The sequence below is a fragment of the Brevibacillus sp. FIR094 genome (genome assembly GCF_050477165.1).
Classification (GTDB): domain Bacteria; phylum Bacillota; class Bacilli; order Brevibacillales; family Brevibacillaceae; genus Brevibacillus.
In genome coordinates this window covers 35,347-56,703 of the sequence record NZ_JBEAES010000035.1, presented here as the reverse complement: position 1 = coordinate 56,703, position 21,357 = coordinate 35,347, and the positions used below count along the sequence as shown (strand labels likewise).

Sequence of the window (21,357 nt, the reverse complement as noted above, 5' to 3'; positions counted from 1 at the left end):
CACCTCCTTCATCGATTTACAATAAATTTTTAGTTTTATCTTGTTTCCCCAGAGGAATTACATCCTCTAGGTGCGTTACTCGTACATTGCAGCAATCATGTCTGGATTTACGAAGTCTTTTAATCCCCACCACATATACTCTAGCTTGTTTCCATTCATGACTTGGCTAATGCCGAACTGTTGGCATATCTCATAATACTGCTCTTTTCCGAGTTCACCATCACGTTCTAGCAGTTGTTTTCCCATCCAGATCATCCCGCTGCGTTGAATCGTTTTCACTCGTAGATTGTCCAAACCAAAGTATTCTTCTAATGCATGCAATCTCCCATAAATCAGATGAGGACTGACTTGTTCCATATGAACATTTCTTGTCTTGGCTGGCCTGATTACATAGCCTGTTTCAATTAATTCACTTGTTTCTTTGAGATGATCTCGTCTCATCTCCCCATTACCTTTGAGATAATCCTTTTGCTTGATTGCGCCATTTATTAATTTCAGACACTGTTCCGATATTGAAATTTCTCTTGTTTCTTCTTTATCGTTAAACAATATCAATGTTCGTTTCTCATCATTGACTTGTTCACGTTTCAGATTGCGTAGTTCACTTACCTCTCTTCCACCCGCACCTTCGAATAACAGGGAGAGAATCACTGAATCCTGATCGTTATTACATTGGTCAATGATTGCATCGATTTCTTTCTTCGTAATAAATTGTTGGTGGGTGTTGCCTACCATGTTCTTAAACCATTCTTTTGAAACGGACTCCAGTGGATTGGTGTCCTCTCTAAGCCCCTCTGCCCTTGCCCAATTCAAGTAAGCAGATATCGTTCTCCCAGCCGTATTAAGAGAGTCTCCTGTAGAAGCATGGAAGCTGTGCAGGGCAGTTTCAATCTCATCTAATGTAAAGTGGAGCAAATCCTTATCTTTTTCCACTTCGAACTTCATGGTCAGGTTGAACACTCTTGAATAAGCTTTTTGGGTATTTTCTTTATATCCTTGAAGAAAGGTAGTTTTTGTTTCGGGGTTAAACATGGTTACACACCTTTCTTGATGAAACAGAAATACTATAAATTTATAGTTCGACTTTCTTGAATTGATATTACTATAAATTTACACTTTAAATCAAGTGTTATTTACGTCTTTTATGAGTAAAAAAGAAACCCCAGACGAATAGTTGATTACTCGTTTGGGGGCACTCACCTTAAGCTATTATTTATCTCTTATCGTATTCCCAAAACAAAAACCGATTAATTGCTTGAGCTACCTCTTCCCAAGTTTCTCTCGCACATTCTTCTAACATCTTAATTACTTCTTCTTCAATAATTCTGCTATCAAATTTATTCATTATTAACAAGTCTTTCCCCCAAAAAACTCCTTCATCCTCAAATAATCTTTGCAATCGTTTAGGAGAGGCTGCATAAAAGTAAAATAGATCTGCTCCCGTTGAATCTTGAGTACCAATTACAGCAGTTATTGCAACATAAAAATCTTCGTCATTGTCTTCAGGAACATTGCGATATTCTAGTGGTCTCTTTAATATTGGTTTTATCATGTCTACTTTCCCTTCTTATCCTAGTATTTTCCCTAGCTTTTTTTAGAATTAGTCTTTTAAATGGATATGATAATTTTTATCAAGCTTCCCCTTACTATCACGAATTTCAAAGTTTGCTTCCCAATTACCGTCTCTCTTCTTTTGCATCATTCTTACAGTATACTTTCCATCCTTACTTATAAAATCCCAGATTCCGTTTGTAGTATCAATCTTTGCGGAAATAGTTCCTGTAAACTTTTTGGCTGCATCAATAACTGTCGCTCTATCTAATGTTTGTCCCTCTAATCCAACATTTACTCTATCTATATTTAAACTTTTTTGAATATCTTCAAGTAATTCCTTACTATTAGTAATTCCGCAACTATTATGCGTCCAAATTCCAAGATTGGAAACAAAGTACGTATGAAAGTCTTTTACCTTAAAGTTGTAAACTGTCTTATGTTCTTTCTTGACTTAGGGACAAAGGCGAGCTGATAGGAAACGTGTATGTAATGACTTCCATCTCTCACATGTAAATGATATTTAAACCCCTTCTCCTGCAAATGAAAGCTAGCATTGAAATGGGTACGTAATGCGAGATGGAATCGGTTGAAGAAATCCCAAAATACGTCCGTAAAATCTACTACAATTCGGTTAATCGAAACTTGTACGTTTTCCATACTCAGCCCAACCCGAAATTTTTTAACGAATTTCGGACTATATTAGAGGGCAAGGTGGCTAGCCTAAAACGTTCCTTACCTGCATCTATGTAAACTGGCACGTTACCAGATTAATCTTTGACCCTTACACTATAAGTAATCGGGACTACGCTGCATTTTGTTGCGATGAATATTTTTTGACAGTCCCTCACCCTATACATCGTTTTATGTACGTACATTGTGGCAAGCCTTTTTGAAAAACTGCAAGAAAACGAAGATAACAAAAAACAGGTCAATCATGGTGGTATCTGACCATAATCAACCTATACATCGTGATTGTATAACGTGATTTAGGGTATAATTGTCATCCTTACTTGTACGTACTTTATTTTAGGAAAACATTATACGGAACTGACGAAGGTTAAGTTCTTTCGGAACGTGCTGCCCGATTCATTTCGCACTGGGTGGGGGTAAAATAAAAGACCTTGAGGATTGCTGTCCCCAAGGTCCTTCACTCAATACAATTTTCTTATTAAGTCTGTAAAAGAATCGCAAACATAGATAACCTTATTCTCACCAGTATCGCTTTGTCTCCATAGTGCTATTGTAGGCGCTTCATTAAAACGATAATTAAAACAAAATAGATAACTATCCGACCCTAACCCAAATGGTATTAATCCCGATGGAATATTTTTTTTTATTGAATTGTACACATCGAGAATATCAAGTTCATCAAAAGCTAGAAACGTCAATAAGCAACTAAATTGTACAATAATATACTCATCCACCATGATATTACATAGAGAAGGTTTACCACCTTGATATTTAAGTACACACTCTAGATAGTCCTTTGGAAACTCAAGGGACAGCCGTTTTTCAACAATCTTTATGTTCTCCATCTGTACTTCATCGTACTCTGTATTCCAAGTGACCATTCCTCACTCTCCTTTTACATAAATAATCAAGTTTACTTTTTCCATTTAATATCACTTGACGACCAATAAGTACTCCAATTAGGGTCATTAACGTCACTAGCTTGGATAATCTCTCCTGTATCATTCCTCCTAGCAACGTAACCACCATTTTTATGATAGTAAACTGTTACTGGCGCATTATTCATGCCTTTTCTCTGGTCAGTCCAATTTACAATACCGGCAGGATTATCCAATGCTTCGCCAATACGTTTATCATTCCAACCTCTTTCAGCTATTTGGTCCGCTATACTCTTTCCGCCTTTTTTAACAGGTTGATAACTATAGCTGAATGAAGTTCCGGCAGATGTACACTTCGTATTATGCACCCAAATTCCCAAGTCAGTTACATAATACGTATGGAAGTCAGCTACCGTAAAGTTGTAAACCGTAACAGGCTCATCTAGCTTAACGAACTCTACTTTGTCAATCGTCAGGTTGCTTCCATCAGCCTTTTGGAGTTTGTCCCCTACTTGCAATTCATCTGCGAAGACCCACCCTTTACCTTCCACCCAAAACGGATGGTTGTCGGTCGTCTCGATGATTTGCTCTCCAACATACAGTTTAATTATATCATCACGCTGGTTGCGGTAAAGGTTCGTTACTTCCTTGTAAGCCAACTCTCCATCAGGGTTATTCTCATCCTTGGCAAGAACCTTATCCCCTACCTCGATTTCCTCGATAGGTTTCTCCCCTTCGTCTGTTAATACTTTTGTACCAGCAGTAAAACAGTTACATCCTTTTATTGCATTGATTAATACTCCACTAGTTTTACCTGTAGCTTTTCCTGCTTTTCCAGCAGGAACGAGTCCTATAAAAAGTTGTCCTGAAGCTACCCAATGTTCGTATGACATTGGCTGTTCTTTACCTATCCTCATAACCTCTTGTAACTCTGAATATGATCCCATTGACCAATAATCGACTGCGGAATCAAATGATTCATGTTTCTTCTTTAGAGTTTCCCAAGCTGCGTTTGCATCTTTTTCAATATAATCAGCCGCTTGTTTACAAAACGTTTGGGATGTTTCTGTAAAGCAGTGACCACTTGGATCAATGTACCTTAATGGGTTATTTCCTGTATACGTATACCGATTCAACGTCAGCGGGTTATCTACTTGCCCCTTATACGTATCCTCCGATATAAAACGCCCGATCTTCGGATCATAATACCGGGCCCGCAAATAGTAGAATCCGCTTTCCTTGTCATACATTTCCCCTGCATACGTAAATGGGTTAGAAATCGTCTCCTTGACCTTATCCGGGATCAAGTTACCCCAAATATCATAGTCATACGTATTCAAGACGTTACCGTTCGAATCCTTGATCTTAACTACATCACCGTGGCTATTGTAGTAGTAACTGCCTTCGAGATTCGACGCATAGTCCTTTCGCCAAATCAACTGGTTACCAAACACATTCCGCGCCTTCACTCTGCCATCCTGCGTCAACTCTTCAATAACTTGCCCATTCAAATAGACGTAGTGAGTCGTATCCGTCACGCTGCCAGTCTGTTGCTTCGTCGCCCGCAGTCCACCTGGGTAATACGTGTATGTCGTTGTCCCTTTCTCATCCTTATACTCCTGTAATCGATTAAACAAATCGTGCTTCATTTCATAGGAGCTTAAGATGTTACTAGGAGCATTTGCATACACTTGGCGGTTGCCCCGCTTGTCGTAGGCATACTGCTTGACGTTTCCTTCGACTGATTCTTCCTTGATCCGGGAAAGCTTGTCGTACACAAACAACCCATAATTCGTACCGGAGCGCTTTTGACTGGTGATATTCCCAAACAGATCGTAGCCATTTGTCTCATTCCAGCCATCTGCGTGATTCAAGGCTGTTTTTTCACCAAACGAACTAATCGATTGCTGCATTGCTGTCGGTTGTCCCGGATACGATATAGCATTGGTTTCCCCTGTGTTGCTGATATCGTACGTGTACGTGGTCGTTCCGACTCCAGGGATCGCTACCGCGTTCAATCTGTTCGCGTTGTCATAGGTGTATTCGACTCTCAGCGATGGGGCTGAACCAGATACTGCACCTCTTGCTGGGTAAACAAGAGTATCAACCGTATCGTCGCTGTCTGAATAGAGAAGCTGGTAGTCTTTACCCATCATCGTCTGGCGATTTTTGCGATGGAAACCATCGTAGCCATAACTGATGGCGTTTCCGGCGTTATTATTTTCGCTCAAAAGCAGACCAGACTGTGGATCATACACGCGCTCTTCATAGAAGGAAGTACCGGAAGAAACTTTCGTCAGTTCATGGAAAGGTGAATAGTCATAGTTGAACATGACGCCGTTTTTGTCCTTGTAACTTTTCACAAGGCCGCTTTTATCGTAGGTGTACGTCTCTGCTCTTGTTTCCGGATTCTTCTCCGAGAGCTTCCATGCCAAACTATTGTAGGCATACTCTGCCGTAGTTGTCCCATTTTCTAGGACACTGGTGAGATTGCCTAGTGTATCGTAGCCATATACGTTTACGTTATTTTCCGGGTCCTGCAAATATACTAGATTGTCGTTATGATCGAAGCGCATACTCCACACTTGGGAAGTCTTGCCGTCAGAGATTTCCTTGTTGGTTACTTTCCCGAATCGATCCGTCTGATAGGTTGTCACGCGATGGTGACTGCCACTTTGGGTCGTCTCCTCTGTGCTCTCCACTCTTCCATACAAGTCGCGGTAGGTGGTGGCGATGAAGCCATTTGGAGAGTGAGTTTGTTCCGTCAATCTTGGCAAATATTTCGATCCGTCCGAGTAAGCATTGTTTCGATGGTGCTTGGTGGTTCCCAGAGAATTCGTGGTTTGGTATTGAAAACCGTCCCAGTCATACAGATACGAAGTGCTTTCCTCTTGCTTCCCAAAAGGAACCGTGCGGCTGATCTCCAATCCATCCGAGGTGAAGTCGTTCTCAACCAAGGGACGCTTCGCACCTGTCGTGCCCACCTGCTCTTGATAGGCGGTATCTCCGTAAGGCGTGTAGTAAGTGATGAGTCTTGATGAGTCAGGGGCAATTTTCTCAACGATGCCCGGTCCCTCTGAACTCGCCCCAGAAGCTTCCCCGTCCCGATAGACATACGTAATGGTTCGTTTTGCGCCTTGATTGTGAAAAGTCTCCGATAGAGGTCTTCCTAATTCATCGTATTCATACGTAGCCTTGCTTCCATTCGGATAGGTCTGGCTTTTGATTTGGCTTTTGTCATCGATTTCGTAGGAAAAATTCAATACATCTGACCTTCCGCTTTCCAGCTCCACACCAGCGAGTGCAATCTGCGTGGGCTGAACTCCGTATGGATCATAAGCGGTAAAGGTCTGCGTCCGTGTTTTTCCTGCGCCAAAGTTCTCCGTTATCGAATAAAGCTGTTTGTTTGTGTACTCATAGGTCCGTTCAACCGATTGACTCTTGGGAGTATTGATTAAATTGGCAGGGAACGAGTTGATCTCCGTTTCCTTCCGGAGCAAATATTGATCGTTGTACTCGAATGTCGTATTCGAATAATAAGGATCGCCCGAGGCAGTGGTTGATTGGGTTCTGACTGCCTTCAAAACGGAGAAGGTTCGGAAGCCCCATGGATTCAGCGCCACCTCATCATGCGTCCATGTGCTCACAATCCCGTCCGGTGCAATCTGCTTGATGAGTTGTCCATAATCGTTATATTCCAAATACGTCTCTTGTGCGTAATTGTTGATCTTGGCCGCATACTTTGAGCGATTGGAGAGCTTCGGGTCTTTCAAGTAGGAATTGTATACCTCTAAATCGCTAACAGCCGATGTCGGTTCCAGGAAAACGTATTGATACGTGGGCTTTGTGTTCCGGCCTGAATAGGCGTAGGTAGTGTATGTAGTAGGATTGTACTCAACCCGGTACTTCGCGCCAGATACATTCGTTCCGCCTTTACTAATGCCTGTTGTCTTCTCGCTTCTCAGCAACGTATTTCCGTCTTGATTGACCTTGTAGATTGAATTCTTCGAGTAACGGGAAGCCTCCGTTTCCGTGACATGAATGGTATCCCCGTGTCGATCCGCAAAATTCTTCAGTCTGGGCAGCTGTTCCTTTGGCACCTTCCATATCTCGCGGAAATTGCCATTATCCGCATAGCTCTTTTCCAGCTTATACGTATTGGTCCCTTTCGGTGTTTTCTGCGTATAGCTGTATGATACTTTATTGACAGGATGGTAGGATACATAGCTCAAGGCATGCTTGTCTTGAAAAATCCGTACGAGTCCGTCATTGAAGGTAGTCTGACCTAATTGATAGGGACGGTAATCGTAATTGATTTTTAAGCCTTGCAAGGGATAAAACGCTTCTTGCATGAGCAAGTAATCGATTTCCGCTCGCTTGGTTACATCGGAATCCCAAAACTTCGCTGAATCCTGTAAGGTTTGATCTGTAGGCAGCTTTTCTAGCGTATAGTTTTTGTTTAAATTAAAATACGCAATGCCCTTCGTTTTCGGATCATGATAGGCATAACGCGCCATTGTATATGCGCCGCTTCCGCTTCCTGCTGTCGGCAGGACTTCTACTCGAACAAGCTGATGGTAACCGCTCAATGCGAACTTTCGTTCAAAGTGGTAGCGAATGTGCTTGAGAACGGTGGTCTCTGTCTTGTCTTTATAGACAATCAAGTCTTGTGTTGTGTCGTTTTGCTTGCGTTTTAGCACGACATAACGGCCGACACTGTCTTCAATGCTAACCGGCTCTCCTTCGCTATCCAGGTTATACTTGATCGTGTCCCCATAAATATTGGATTTGACGACCGTTCCTCGCTTCACATCAAATTCATACTTCAGATTACGGTAATGCAGCGTGTATCTCCAATTCACGTCGTCAATCAAGAACATAATGTCTTTATACGGATAATTCACAAACTTGTTGAATCGGTATTCTAAAGATGTGCCGTCTTCTAAGGTAATGTAATACCGATTACTCGATGGATCCTTATCTACTTTGGTAGAGTAAATTTGTAGACTTCGGTCATAGGGGTCGTCCCTTACCGTTACGGCCTGCTCCCGTGTGACGATATCCAACCTTGGCATATTAAAATCCCAGCCGGTTGCAAATTTCTCATTGGCCTTCAGTGCTTCATTCTTGGAAAAGTCCTCATCCCAGCTTGGCACACTGATTTTACTGCTTAGGGAGTGGTATCTGCGTTTTACCTCTAGATCCAGTCCATGCTTCCCTGGCAAATAGAGATCTTGCTCTACCAGGTTCGCACCACGATATAGATCATCTACGGATTGCTCTGTTTTTGATCGAGCAAATCGAAACTCCTGATCCTTCTCGGTGTATTTTACCGGAGGAGGCGTAACGGATTGGACCTCCATCTTCTCTTCCAATTGGTTGATTTCATTGATTTTTGCCAGAACGAGAGGGGTTAACCGCTGTAAGAGATCTTTGCTTTCCTGACTGAGATTCTCGAATTGGGAGATGATCTGCTCAGAGGAAAGGCGTTTGACTTCTTCTTGTTCTTCTACTGTTAGTAATTGCAGCAACTCAGAATAGAAATAAGCTGCGAATTTTAACAATGCTCTGTCAAAACTGCGATGAATTTCAATAACAGTGCCAGTGTCTAGCTGCGTCCATGTAAGAGAAGAAATATCCGTTTCTGTGAACTCGATCGGATTTTTTGCTTCTCCTTTGTCTTTGGTGATTGGCTCGCCCATGGATTGTTGAATCTCTTCGATTGCTGTGTCAGGCGTTGCTGCTTCTGCACCTGATGTTACATGAGAGATGGACACGGGGGATGATTCATTTGCGAACGTCGTTCCAAGCGGTAGCATCGTCGTGAATAATGCAAGGCATAGCACATAGATCATGAGTGATTTTATGGAAAAATGTTTCATAATGCCTCCGTTAGAGATATTCGTCCCCCCATGATGCGAAGGGGGGACTGAATGAACATGGATTAGGGTACAACCGTAACCATTATCGTTTTATACTGTCCGCCATAAAACACCCTGGCCTCTGTTGTTCCAGGGTTCATCCCATGCACAACGCCTTTCACGATAAATCCAACCCTAGAATCTACCACCGAGTAAAGGCCTTGTGTTGTTACATCCAGCGTACTGCCGTCCTCCAATGTTGCTGTGACCTTAATCGGTCGCGTGCTGCCAGCTCGTACCTCCACTTTTTCCAAATCCACATGCAATACGGTTCCTTTCGGTGGAAGCGTCACTGCATGCTTGACACTTTTCAAAATGTTTCCATTATCATCATGAATGAACGTTACGGATTCTACGCCATTTTCTTTAATCGATTTGATCCGATTGTTTTGATCGTAAACGTACTCATAAAGAGTCCCACCAGGGAGAGGAGCAAAAACGGTAAAGGAAACACTGACTGGATAGCTCTCGGTATTGGTCAATTTGATCGTGTAACTGCCCATCCCCAGCTCATAATTGATTTCGGAAGGAGTTGGCGTTTCTTTGGGTGATATGGCATTTCCATTGGACAGTACCGTGACAACCGGATATTTATTTGTCTGGTTTTTCAATTGTGTCATCATGCGATATTTGCCAGGAATGGTCGTAGTCATGATCATCTCTACTGTTTGACCAGGCTGAAGCGTAATTTCTTTTGGTTGGTTGAAGGTAAAGGCCTCCCCCCCTGGCTTTGCCAGAAGTGTAGCGTAAACGGAATCCTTTGCAACAATCTTTACATAATAGGTTTTTCCTGCAACGAATACTGGGTTGACTCTTCCATTCGCTCCAGCCGCAATCTCCTCATGTGGCTGCAAGCTGGCCGCTTTATAGATGGATAGGGTTGCATTTGCAGGTGAACCCGTATCGTTGTTTAACGTGAATGAATAGGTTCCATTTATTCCAGCAACGATTTTCATGTATTTCGCCTCATTTGCAGGGAAATACATCCGCATTGGGCTATTCTCAACCATTCCGTTAAAATTACCTTCTGCTGGTTTCGTTTCAACCGTAATCGAACTGCTGTAGCTACTAATACCAGCTGAAGTATACGCCCAAAGTCTAATGGTATAAACACGAGCAGGCTGAAGACCCGCGATCGTATGGTTAGTGACGTCGCCGACTTTTTTAATCCCGCCGCCATCGACTTGGATTCCGTAGTCAATGGCACCTACAGATGGACTCCAATAGATTTTGAGTGAATTGGTTTCAGCCTCTGCGTTTACGATACTCGGTGCATCTGGCTTGTCTTCTACTGTTAAGCTTCCGCTGTAATAGGCCACAATCGGCTCGGTCACTTGGATATTTTCGTACGTGCCTGATCCGATTTCCCGCCCCGTCCAGTTCAGCTCCCACTGACCGGAAATTCCTGTTGTCGTGAATTCTTTGGCAGGATCAGAGAGGTCGACCTTGGCTGCAATCGTTTCTCCGGAGGTAAGCTTCGTGTATGTTCCATCCAATGTAAAGGTGTCATCAAGGTCCATGACTCTTTTGGCAACCGGTGTGTAGATCACGATTTTCGGAAGTGCCTCTTCCAGTCGAACGGAATAGTTAACAGCTGGTGTCCATGCTCCCCTGTTATCCTGTGCCTGCACTGTCCAGTAAATGGTCTGGTGCAGCATGTCTTTGGTAAGGGGGAAGGAATATCTGCTAACAACCTGTCTGTTTTGGGAAGACTCCGGGATCATCTCTTCCTTTTCACCAAGCTCATTTCCGTCTGGTGTTACGCCTACTCGCAATTTTGTCGAAACGATTTTGTCCGTGACATCATTTTCATTGAGCGTATAGTTGATGAAGCCTGTAAGCCCTCTGTCCAATGTGACAAACTCCGTGTTGGATACGACAGGTGCTTGATTGGCAGCCAGAACACTGAAATTCAACTTCGCCGTGCCACCATAAACATGAACAGGCGTCTTCGGCATAATCGAGCGAATTCGTGCTTCCACTCGGGCATTTTTCTCGATCACACTTGTATCAAACACGTAGGAACGTGCTGTACCCGTTAATTTTTCACGGATCGTTGAGGTGACATGCCCACCTTCGCTAATATAAATGAGCAATTCTTGCGATTCAATTTTACTGGAGTGCCCACCGTAGCTTGCGTATTCCCAGGTCAGTGAAACCTTTTCTCCTTTTGAAATTTCGGTTCCATCTATCGGGGATTTCCACTTCGCGACAACCACGATGTCTTCCTTTTCGGCTTGCGCTCTCATGTCCAAGGTGAAGTCTACTTTTTCACTGAGTGATCTTCCGGACTTTTGATCAACAGCCCAGACACGAAGAGAGTACAAAACATCCGGTTTCAGGTGATGGGTGGACAGGTTGTACAAAAATGGTTGGTGCTTTTCCGAAGCCGTAAATCTCGTCAACTCTTGTGGATCTTCATCATCCAGCTGGTACCAAATGTTTACCTGATCTCCCCTATTCGGGTCCATGGCAAAACCTGAGATCGTGACAACATCCTCACCATCAACGGTAGATACCGCTTCTCCTACAGCAGGAGAGGTCAAATAAATTTGTGGAGATGCATTGTCGTTAACGGCATTACTCATGTAGGTAATTTCAGGTGTCCATTTTAGTAAGTCGCCAACGCTATTTTCTTTTTGATCCACTTGAAACAAGAGCGCATCTCCTTGCTCTACCTCAAGTTCTTCTTGGATTTCCACACCAATTTCATCGTTGAATTCAATGGCTTGCCAGCCAGTAGACGGCCAAATTTGTTGATCGTTTTTCAGCAATCGGACGTTTACCCCATCGCCCTCATCGACTTGAATTTTGGAAATCCAACCGTTGACCTGAATCTTGCCTGATCGTGGCGCTTCCCATTTGATGACAGGGTTTGAGCTGCCAACTCTTATCCAGGTATTCCCGATGGCCGTATCGTGATTACTCTTCCATTCTTCTGTTTGCTTGTTCCACGTCAAATCAGCATGACGATCCCCTGACATCTCTTGATAGGACCAATTGTCCTTGCCTTGCTGATCTGAAAATTGCAGCCAATAGGTGTACTTGTCTTGAATCGGTTTCACAATCGTGATCTTCTTTTCCATGCTGGTCTGTTTCCCGTCTTTTTCCGTTACCAGCACAGTCAGCTGATGTTGTCCCAAGTCCAGATCGTCCACTTCTAGCAGATACGAAAAACCTGGTTTTACAGGGGGTGCCTCTGGGTACATTCGCAAAATATCCGGGCGATCCAGTCCATATTTCGCCTCACCCCATGCAACACCATCCATCAACACTTCGATTTTTTCCACTTCACCGGAAGTCATGAACCAGCCTGTTATGGTATAGCTTCCACTAATCTGTTCATTCTCTCCCGGAGCATCAATCGCACCTGTCGTCATCAAAGCATCGCCCTTCACATGAACAGGCACTTGCTGGACGATGCCAGCAAAAGTGACGGACAGAACGGTATTCCCTGGCGCTAGGCCCGTTATTACACCAGTTGCGTCTATTTTTGCAATGGCTGGGTCTTGAATCGCGTAGTTGACTTGGCCCGTTACGTCCTTGGTACTCTTGTCCCGATAAGATGCAACAACAGTGAGAGAAGCGGTCTTTTCTTTCTCAAGATCAATTTTGGGGAGATTAGTAGTGATCCCTGTTACGGGGCCAACTGTTACTTCTTTATCAAAGACGAGACTTTCTACTCCCTTTTTGTTGGTTACTCGTACGGTTATTTTGTGCTCGCCTTCATTGAAGCGCATGGTATCGAGCTGATACTGAAATCCGGCATTTGCATTTTCATAGCGCGGATACAGGGCAAAAATGTCTGAGCGAGGCCCGCCATATACTGCCGTTCCTTGTAGCTGCCCATCCACCAACACTTCAATCTTCGCTACACCGTCCGGATCAAGCAGCCACCCCTGAATCGTTGTGGTTCCTCCTATTTCCGCTTTGTCCATCGGAATGTCGATCTGTCCTTTTGCAACCAGTGGGCCAGATTCTGTTTCCGTCACAACCACTGGAATGGTTAGGGTCTGACCTCCATAACTGACGACAATCTTGGTCATTCCTACTTCGAGTCCTGTGACGATTCCCAGTGGACTCACGTGGATCACATTGGAATTCTCGTACGAATATACGGCTTGGGTAGTCACATCTCTTGGACTTTGATCAGCTGAAGTTGCGGTAATCTGTAGCTTCTGCATCGATGATTTTGCCACGCTGATGCCCGATTCTGAATGCTTCAAACTATCCACCGGAGCTACTTCTCTAACCACAAAGCTTTTCTCTGGCAGTGGGTATTGTTTGCCTTCACTATCCGTCACCACGACAGAGACTGTATGAGGGCCAGCTTGCAAATCGGACAGATTCACCGTATAGCTGAATCCGGCATTCGTATTCTTATAGTCTGGATGCAGCAGGGCAATGTCAGGTCGTGCTACACCCGAATTGGCTTGTCCAACTTCTTTTCCATCAAGGAAGACCTGATAACGTGAAGGCGTAGAAGGATGCAAAAACCATCCTGCTATCGTATACGCACCATGGATAATCGTGTCATTTGCTGGCGTTTCTATTTCGCCTATTGCTTTAAGTGCTTCTGCTGCTGTAATGACCAGCGGTATCTTGATACTCTGATTTCCGTACTTGATCGTGAGACTCGTTATTCCTTGCGCAAGAGCCGTAACCAAGCCGTCTGGACTCACTTTTGCAATGGATGGATCTTCTATGTTGTAAAGAGCGAGCTTGGTCACATCCTGCTTGCTCTGATCCTCCAGCTCGGCTTTGACCGTGAGTTGATGTGTCTTTCCTTGAGAAAGCTGCAGCTCGGCGATATCTACGTGCAATCCGATTGCCGGTAGCAATTCGACCACTTGAACGGTTCTTGACCCCAGCATCGTTTGATTTCCATCCTTGGCGGTCCCACGAACAGAAATGACATGCTTTCCTTTCTGCAAAAGGCCCGTGTCCAGGCTGTAATGAAATCCAACGTTGCTACCCGGTAGAGAAATATCGGTAATCTCTATTTCAGGACGGGGAACTCCATACGTAGCTTCACCAATTACAACGCCATCCACCAACACTTCAATGTTCGAGACGCCGCTTGAAGCGATAAACCAGCCTGTTACAGGGTAGACTCCGCTAATCGTCGCATTGTCGAGAGGACTGTCCAATCCCCCTTGGGCCAGACCTGCCGCCGCTTTTACCGTGATCGGTATGGTCAGCGTTTGTCCCTGATAATCGACAATGAGCATGGTTTGTCCAATCTGGAGACCTGTGACGATTCCGTGCTCGGAAATGCTGGCAACCGTAGAGTCCTCAAGGGTGTACTTCACTTCTCTTGTTACATCCCTTATTAGGTCCTTCAGCAAAACAGCCGAAATGATAACTTGCTGTGTATTCCCTTGTGTTAGTTCGACCTTGCTTACATTGGCAACTATACTCTTGGCTGGTTCTGCACGCTCGATGGACACAGTGCGCTCTGCCAGGACTTGCTCTTTGCCTTCCTGATTAACAGCCATCACCGTAATCGTGTGCTGCCCTTCCGTTATTTGGGCCGTATCCAAAAAATACTGAAAACCAGAAGTAGCATTTTGATAAGCTGGATACACCTGCGCAATATCAGGTCGTGGTTGCCCGTAAAGAGCTTCCCCGACTAATTTCCCATCTACATGGACCTCTATCTTTGATACACCTGCTATATCTAAATACCAGCCTTTTATGAGTGAGACTCCCATCATTATGGAATGATCGACTGGACTCTCTACTTCCCAGCGCGGTATAAGCGCGATTTTTTCTTGGATCGTGACAGGAATCGTGATGGCCTGTCCCTCATAGCGAATCGTAACAATCGCTGTTCCTATTCCTGTTCCTTTTACGAAACCCGTCGGAGTTACCGTTACGATACTTTCATCCGAAGAAGTGTATGTAGCCAGCATCGTGACATCTTTTAGCGTTTTATCTTCGAGAATCGTAGAGACAACGAGCTGATGCGTATTCTCGGCTGTTAGTTCCAGCTTGGAAACATCGGCATGAAGGCCCTCTACTGGCTGTTTATTGCCAATATAGAACGTATTTCCCTCGATAACCTTCTGCTCTCCATTCGTGTTTTGAATGGCTAGCGTAATCGTATGCAATCCTACGCTCATTTCTCTTGTATCTAGGTTAAAATGAAAACCTGCGTTTCCATTTTGATACGCTGGATACTTGGCCTCAATATCGGGTCTGGGGTCGCCATAGGTCGCCTCTCCAACCTTTATGCCATCAATCATGATTCTGATTTGAGACACGCCTGTTGGATCTAGGTACCATCCCTTCATCTCATAGGTACCAACAATTAATTCACCATTTTCTGGAGTATCAAGACCGCCACGTGGGGTCAAAGGTACATTTTCACTAACCACAACTGGGATTTCGATCGACTTGTCTTCAAACTTTACGATCAATCGCGTCTCACCAATGCCTGTCGCAGTCACCAGTCCTGTTGACTTTACTGTTGCGATCTTTTCATCGTTACTGACATAACTCGCTTCCTCGGTAATGTCTTTGGTCGTGTCATCTGTCATCTTCGCCTTGATCTTCAATGGATAGCTTTGCCCTACGGAAATAGCGAGCTCGTTACGAGAAGATTCGATCGACTGAATTGCGAGAGACTCTGTGCTTCCTATCTCCAAGGCTTTTTCCAGGTTCACCAGCCCTTTGCCATAATAACGTGGCTCCCCTAGAGGTGTTGCACTCTCGGCCAAAATATCCCGGACTTCAACATTGGTTGCCTTTCCCTTCTTCGACCAAATGACTGCTGCGGCACCTGCCACGTGAGGAGCAGCTAAAGAAGTACCAGAGCGCAATTCATATCCTTTGTGAAGAGACGTACTTAAAATATCCACGCCCGGAGCCATCAAGTCCAAACCCGCTCCTACACTGGAGGTATCCGCGCGCTGGTTATCCCGATCAATGGAACCGACCGACAACGCTTCCGTATATTGTGCCGGGTATAATTGGGTATCCTCCCCGAGGCCTCGATTTCCCGCTGCTGCAATAACCAGAATCCCATGTTCATTTGCCCTTTTTATCTGGTCATGCAACGCGCGACTATCCACGGACCCGCCCGCACTGATCGAGATGATATTCATGTCATTCTGGATCGCCCATTCTATTCCCTGAATCATACTGGAATACTTGCCATGACCTTTTTCATCAAGAACTTTGATCGAATAGATGTCCGCTTCTGGCGCGACTCCTACTATTCCAAGCTGATTGTCTTTTCCAGCGATCACCCCAGCCACAGCGGTACCATGACCATGGGTATCATCATAATCCGCTTCACCTTCTACATAGGAAATGCCGCCACTCACTTTCAAATCTTCATGACGAGAGATTCCGGTATCTAAAATTCCTATCTTGATATTTTTACCTAAGTAATTTTTATTGTGTGCCTGAATAGCACCTACGTGCTCGACTCCCCATGGGATCTCCTGTTTTTCTGTCAGGTCGATCTCCGCTAACTCTGTGTCACTATCTTCCTCAATGTACGCTACATTTCGATCTTGAGATAATTCCTCCCTCTCGCTTTCAGTTAAGGTAGCCACCATCATTTTGGAATTGAGTTGTTGCACAGACGATCCCTGGATAGCGCTCCTTTTCGTTCGTTTACTGTCCTTGAAACCAATCAAGTATGTTTTGCTTTTTTCAGTTGCGAACGCCTGATCAGGAATCGTTTGCAAAAACAGTAAAGAGAGCATTATAAATACGTTACAAATACTAATGGAACGGATGATTTTACTATTCATCAGGCAACTCCTTTTCTTATGGAAAATGAATGAACCTTTCATTAACGAATCTTTCTCCAACTCCCTCCCCAATGGCGGTTCAAAACCAAAAGAATATAAGTAGAAGTAAAATTATTGAAATATTCCTTAAACACACAATCCGAATTATAATGAATTCCTTATATGGTATCAATAGGAAATTAAGACAAAAAAAGACGTCCTTAGATAAGAACGCCTTTCTCTTTTCCTTATTTAAACCCTCATCTGCCCCGCAATCGTCAAATGCGCCTCACCCGCTACGCGAATAACAGGCTCCTCTCCGGATCGATCAACCGTTACATACAGCTTTCCTGGCCGACCAATCGCATGTCCTTGCCCTACGACAAGCTGTGTCACTTTTCCAGCAGGCAGCCTTTCTTCCAATGCCAGATAGCCAGCCAGTGCCCCGTTTGCAGCACCTGTTACGGGATCTTCCGCAATTCCGATCGCAGGCCCGAAATCCCTCGTATACAAGTCATAGCCTTCAGCAGCATCCCACGTAAACAAATGGGTAGTCGTGATGCTGTGTTCCTTGTTCATTTCTGCGAGCGAAGAGAACAATGGCTGCGCTGCATCAATCGCCTGTCGGGTACGGACTGGAACGAGCAGATGCATATTGCCAGTGGAAGCGAGCCTCATTGGATAGCGATCGTCCAGATCAGCTGGTGTAAGGCCAACCAGCCTCGCTACCTCTTCTCTGTCTAAATCAATCTCCTTCACAGAAGGCTTGATTTGGGTCATTTCCACTCGCTGTAACTGGCCGTCCTCCATCATCAATTGAACAGGGATCAACCCGACGTTGGTCTCAAACACGATACGGCTACCCTTTTCCAACCATCCGCGCTCTGTTGCCAATAGCCAAGCTGAACCCACTGTCGCATGGCCGCAGAAATCGATCTCAACCGAAGGAGAAAAGTAGCGAATACGAAAATCTGCTTCTGGATGGTCAGACGGCATCAAAAAGGCAGACTCAGGAAGATTCAACTCATTGGCAATTTTCTGCATTTGTTGTAAAGTCAAAGTACCTGCTTCCGGGATGACGCCTGCAGGATTGCCTGCAAATGGCTCTCTCGTAAAGGCGTCCACATGGTATACGCTCACATGATTCATGGTTCATTTCTCTCCTTTTGTTAAACGAATGCTTCTCTTGCCTTTCATCTTAAAGTGCTGCAACCGCACTGTAAAATGAAGCTTTCGCATACCAACCATGATAAAAACTTCATGAAAGGAGGAGCACCATGACTTTGTTTCAAATGGAAGTTCTTGTGGCTGTCACGAACGCTGGTAATTTCACACGAGCAGGAGAACAAATCGGATTGAGCCAGTCGGGTGTAAGTCATACCATCGGCGCACTGGAAAAAGAGCTGGGCATTTCCTTGTTCATCCGAAATCGTGGCGGTGTTAAGCTGACCGCAGTTGGCGAAAAAATTGTCGCCTCTGCTCTGACCATATTGGAAAACGTCTCTCTGATAAAACAGGTGGCTACTGAATCAAGCGGGCTATTGGAGGCAACGATTCGGATTGCTTCTTTTCCCAGCGTAACCGCTCAGCTCCTGCCAAAATTGCTAAAAGCGATGCAGAGTCACTATCCGCATATGAAAACAAAACTATATGAAGGAAGCTATCAAGAAATAAAAGAATGGGTTCGTTCAGGAGTTGTCGACGTCGGTTTTCATGTGTGGCCCGATGACGAGCTGGAGGGAATCCTGCTGACGACAGACACCCTGCATGCTGTCGTGCCAGCCCATCATCCTCTGGCAAAAGAGCGCTCTCTTACCTTGGAGCAATTAGCCCGCGAATCGTTTCTCATGCCCATGGCGGGTTGTCAGTTGTTGATAGGCGCGGAGTTTGCCAAGGCTGGGCTTACGCCAAATGTTTCCTATGAAATCGCGGATAATACAACGATACTGGCAATGGTAGAAAGCGGTGTTGGGGTGACAGTCGTTCCGTCACTGACTCTACCAGCGCAACTACCCGATGTCGCTGTCAAAGAAATCACACCGCCTCTCTCTCGGCAAATCGGCTTGACTGTACGCTCGCTTCGTGATGCCCCACCTGCCGTTCAAGCTTTTTTGCGGGAAGCAGAGCGCATTGCACCCACACTATAAAAAGGACGTGCTTCTTCGTTGAAAAAATGGCTCATTCTACTACTCGCTCTCTCCGTGATCAGCAGTGTGATTTTAGGAATTACCATTCAAGCTGGTACGTTGGTGCCTTTGATTAACCAGAGCTTTTTAATCGGTCTTTTCCTGTTAATCGTTGGGAGTATTGCTGTCGTTACACGCTCTGGATTTTTCACTATTTTTCTGCGTGGATTCAAACAACTGAAAGGAATGTTCTTTCGCAAGCCGCGCATGATGGACAGTGACATCGTTCAAGCAAACGACCCTGCTTTCGAGGACAAGAAGGAGACATTCGTGCGAATCGGAACCTCGCTTTTTCTCACGTCAGGCACTGGACTGATTGTCTTCTCCATCGTCCTTACCTGTTTCTACTATTTATAGTCTCACAAGAAAGGGCTGTCCCATCGGTCGGGAACAGCCCTTCTTCCTCTCTTACGACTCTATCAAATGACAAGCCACCCAATGCCCGGGCTGTGCCTCCTGCCACTTCGGCACTTCTTCCGCACAACGAGGCTGTACGAGTGGGCAGCGTGTACGAAAACCACAACCACTCGGCTTGTTGGCTGGACTCGGTAAATCTCCCTGCAAAACGATGCGCTCTCGCTTCACCGTCGGGTCAGGCACTGGCACAGAAGAGAGCAACGCCTGCGTATAAGGGTGCAACGGACGAGCGTACAGCTCATAGCTCGATGCAAGCTCGACCATTTTGCCCAAATACATGACACCAATCCGGTTGGAAATATGTTTGACCATGGACAGATCATGTGCGATGAACAAATAGGTCAATCCACGATCATGCTGCAAATCCTCCAATAAATTGACGACTTGCGCTTGAATCGATACGTCGAGCGCGGAGATCGGCTCATCGGCAATGATAAATTCCGGCTCTACTGCCAACGCACGTGCGATTCCGATCCGTTGGCGCTGTCCCCCGCTGAATTCATGCGGAAAACGCTGCGCATGATCCTTATGCAAGCCCACTAGATGGAGTAGTTCCGCCACACGCTCTCGTCTCATCCCGCGATTCAAATGGTGGATGTCCAAACCCTCTGCAATGATATCCTCCACGGTCATACGCGGGTTCAGACTTGCTTGCGGGTCCTGAAAAATCATCTGGGCATCCCGATTGAACTGCCCCGCTTCTTTTCCCCGAAGCTGATGAACATTCTTCCCTTTGAACAGCACTTCACCATCTGTATGCTCATACAGGCGAATAATGGTCCGACCTAGCGTAGACTTCCCGCAGCCACTTTCGCCGACCAGACCGAACGTCTCCCCTTTGTTGATCGCAAACGAAACACCATCGACTGCTTTCAAATCAAATCCCGTTCCAAGCGAAAAGTATTTCTTCAAATCGCGAACATCAAGCAAAGCTTCTGTCATACTCCTTGCCTCCCTGCTGCCACCAGCTCCTCTATTCGGGGTGCCCGTGGATCGTGGAGCCAGCAAGCTGCCTGATGTCCACGACCGAATTCGCTCGTCACGGGCATCTGCTGTTCGCATATCTCCATCGCAAAATCACAGCGGGCAGCAAACGGACAGCCGACGGGCGGATTGAACAAATCTGGAGGACTGCCTTCGATGGGAATCAGCCGTTGCTTTTCTCCTTCATCCAAACGAGGGAGCGAGCGCATCAGTCCCCATGTATACGGGTGACGAGGATTTGCAAAAACGTCCTCGACCGTCCCAGTCTCTACCACCATCCCCGCATACATGACAACCATGCGATGAGCGATCTCAGCTACGACTCCCAAATCATGGGTAATAATCACGACCGACAACTCCTGTTCCTCTTGCAGTCGCTTGAGTAAATCCAAAATCTGCGCTTGAATCGTCACATCCAGTGCTGTCGTAGGCTCATCAGCAATCACCAGCTTGGGCTGGCAAGCAAGAGCAATCGCAATGACCACACGCTGACGCATCCCTCCGCTGAATTGGTGCGGGTACTGATCGATTCGCTTTTCCGGATCGGGAATTCCTACGAGGGAAAGCATCTCGATCGCTCGCTCTCGCGCTTCCTCTCTCGATACGTGATGACTGCGAACGAATCCCTCTACAATTTGCGTCCCTACCTTCATCGTCGGATTGAGCGCTGTCATTGGGTCTTGAAACACCATACCAATCTGCGTTCCGCGAATACCCAGCAGCTCTTTTTTGGGCAGGTGACTGATTTGGGCTCCTTCAAATACAACCTTTCCCCCGACGATTTTTCCAGGTGGATTGGGGATTAATCCCATGATCGCTTGAGCCGTAACGCTCTTGCCACATCCACTCTCGCCTACGATGGCAACTGTCTCCCCCTTGTCCACGTAAAAGGACACTCCCCGCACGGCTTGAACCTCGCCACCATACGTCTTGAAATTCACCCGCAAGTTATCGATTGTCAGCAAATGCTGATTCATCCTCA

10 protein-coding genes are annotated in these 21,357 nt (G+C 45.4%); 2 read left to right on the top strand and 8 right to left on the bottom strand.

The annotated features are described in order from the left end of the window. Nucleotides 1–75 precede the first annotated feature (75 nt). From ACQ5DJ_RS24405 to ACQ5DJ_RS24380, 6 genes are all read right to left on the bottom strand, one after another. Entirely contained in the window at nucleotides 76–1,032 is a 957-nt protein-coding gene (locus ACQ5DJ_RS24405; RefSeq protein WP_429844686.1) for a tyrosine-type recombinase/integrase, read from the bottom strand. A 181-nt stretch (nucleotides 1,033–1,213) separates the two neighbouring features. Next, a complete protein-coding gene (locus tag ACQ5DJ_RS24400) occupies nucleotides 1,214–1,552 on the bottom strand; it encodes an Imm8 family immunity protein (RefSeq protein WP_429844685.1) in 339 nt (112 codons plus the stop codon). Nucleotides 1,553–2,705: 1,153 nt separating this feature from the next. Further along, nucleotides 2,706–3,125: an SMI1/KNR4 family protein gene (locus ACQ5DJ_RS24395; RefSeq protein ID WP_429844684.1), complete on the bottom strand. Its 420-nt coding sequence runs from the start codon at nucleotides 3,123–3,125 to the stop codon at nucleotides 2,706–2,708. Nucleotides 3,126–3,157: 32 nt separating this feature from the next. Continuing rightward, the gene (locus ACQ5DJ_RS24390; protein ID WP_429844683.1) at nucleotides 3,158–9,004 is read right to left on the bottom strand and encodes a polymorphic toxin-type HINT domain-containing protein; all 5,847 of its coding nucleotides are present in this window, start codon (nucleotides 9,002–9,004) and stop codon (nucleotides 3,158–3,160) included. 62 nt (nucleotides 9,005–9,066) lie between these two features. Continuing rightward, a complete protein-coding gene (locus tag ACQ5DJ_RS24385; RefSeq protein ID WP_429844682.1) occupies nucleotides 9,067–16,809 on the bottom strand; it encodes a S8 family serine peptidase in 7,743 nt (2,580 codons plus the stop codon). Between the two features lie 231 nt (nucleotides 16,810–17,040). Then, on the bottom strand, nucleotides 17,041–17,937 hold the full coding sequence (locus ACQ5DJ_RS24380; RefSeq protein ID WP_429844680.1) for a PhzF family phenazine biosynthesis protein: 897 nt from the start codon (nucleotides 17,935–17,937) through the stop codon (nucleotides 17,041–17,043). A 128-nt stretch (nucleotides 17,938–18,065) separates the two neighbouring features. Between ACQ5DJ_RS24380 and ACQ5DJ_RS24375 the strand changes: the two genes are divergently transcribed. Together ACQ5DJ_RS24375 and ACQ5DJ_RS24370 are read left to right on the top strand one after the other, a co-directional pair. After that, nucleotides 18,066–18,935, top strand: coding sequence for a LysR family transcriptional regulator (locus tag ACQ5DJ_RS24375; protein ID WP_429844679.1), 870 nt, complete (start codon nucleotides 18,066–18,068; stop codon nucleotides 18,933–18,935). A gap of 18 nt (nucleotides 18,936–18,953) precedes the next feature. Then, nucleotides 18,954–19,331 (top strand): DUF3899 domain-containing protein, encoded by a 378-nt coding sequence (locus tag ACQ5DJ_RS24370; RefSeq protein ID WP_429844678.1) that lies wholly within the window; start codon nucleotides 18,954–18,956, stop codon nucleotides 19,329–19,331. A 51-nt stretch (nucleotides 19,332–19,382) separates the two neighbouring features. On the opposite strand, the gene ACQ5DJ_RS24365 is transcribed toward ACQ5DJ_RS24370, so the two are convergent. Together ACQ5DJ_RS24365 and ACQ5DJ_RS24360 are read right to left on the bottom strand one after the other, a co-directional pair. Continuing rightward, nucleotides 19,383–20,333 (bottom strand): ABC transporter ATP-binding protein, encoded by a 951-nt coding sequence (locus ACQ5DJ_RS24365; RefSeq protein WP_429844677.1) that lies wholly within the window; start codon nucleotides 20,331–20,333, stop codon nucleotides 19,383–19,385. Then, nucleotides 20,330–21,352: an ABC transporter ATP-binding protein gene (locus ACQ5DJ_RS24360; RefSeq protein WP_429844676.1), complete on the bottom strand. Its 1,023-nt coding sequence runs from the start codon at nucleotides 21,350–21,352 to the stop codon at nucleotides 20,330–20,332. The genes ACQ5DJ_RS24365 and ACQ5DJ_RS24360 overlap by 4 nt, the downstream gene beginning before the upstream one ends. Between the last annotated feature and the right edge of the window lie 5 nt (nucleotides 21,353–21,357).

Bases quoted from the DNA above. Each gene is read 5' to 3' on its own strand.
- ACQ5DJ_RS24405 (WP_429844686.1), bottom strand. From the start codon at position 1,032: ATGTTTAACCCCGAAACAAAAACTACCTTTCTTCAAGGATATAAAGAA.
- ACQ5DJ_RS24400 (WP_429844685.1), bottom strand. From the start codon at position 1,552: ATGATAAAACCAATATTAAAGAGACCACTAGAATATCGCAATGTTCCT.
- ACQ5DJ_RS24395 (WP_429844684.1), bottom strand. From the start codon at position 3,125: ATGGTCACTTGGAATACAGAGTACGATGAAGTACAGATGGAGAACATA.
- ACQ5DJ_RS24390 (WP_429844683.1), bottom strand. From the start codon at position 9,004: ATGAAACATTTTTCCATAAAATCACTCATGATCTATGTGCTATGCCTT.
- ACQ5DJ_RS24385 (WP_429844682.1), bottom strand. From the start codon at position 16,809: ATGAATAGTAAAATCATCCGTTCCATTAGTATTTGTAACGTATTTATA.
- ACQ5DJ_RS24380 (WP_429844680.1), bottom strand. From the start codon at position 17,937: ATGAATCATGTGAGCGTATACCATGTGGACGCCTTTACGAGAGAGCCA.
- ACQ5DJ_RS24375 (WP_429844679.1), top strand. From the start codon at position 18,066: ATGACTTTGTTTCAAATGGAAGTTCTTGTGGCTGTCACGAACGCTGGT.
- ACQ5DJ_RS24365 (WP_429844677.1), bottom strand. From the start codon at position 20,333: ATGACAGAAGCTTTGCTTGATGTTCGCGATTTGAAGAAATACTTTTCG.
- ACQ5DJ_RS24360 (WP_429844676.1), bottom strand. From the start codon at position 21,352: ATGAATCAGCATTTGCTGACAATCGATAACTTGCGGGTGAATTTCAAG.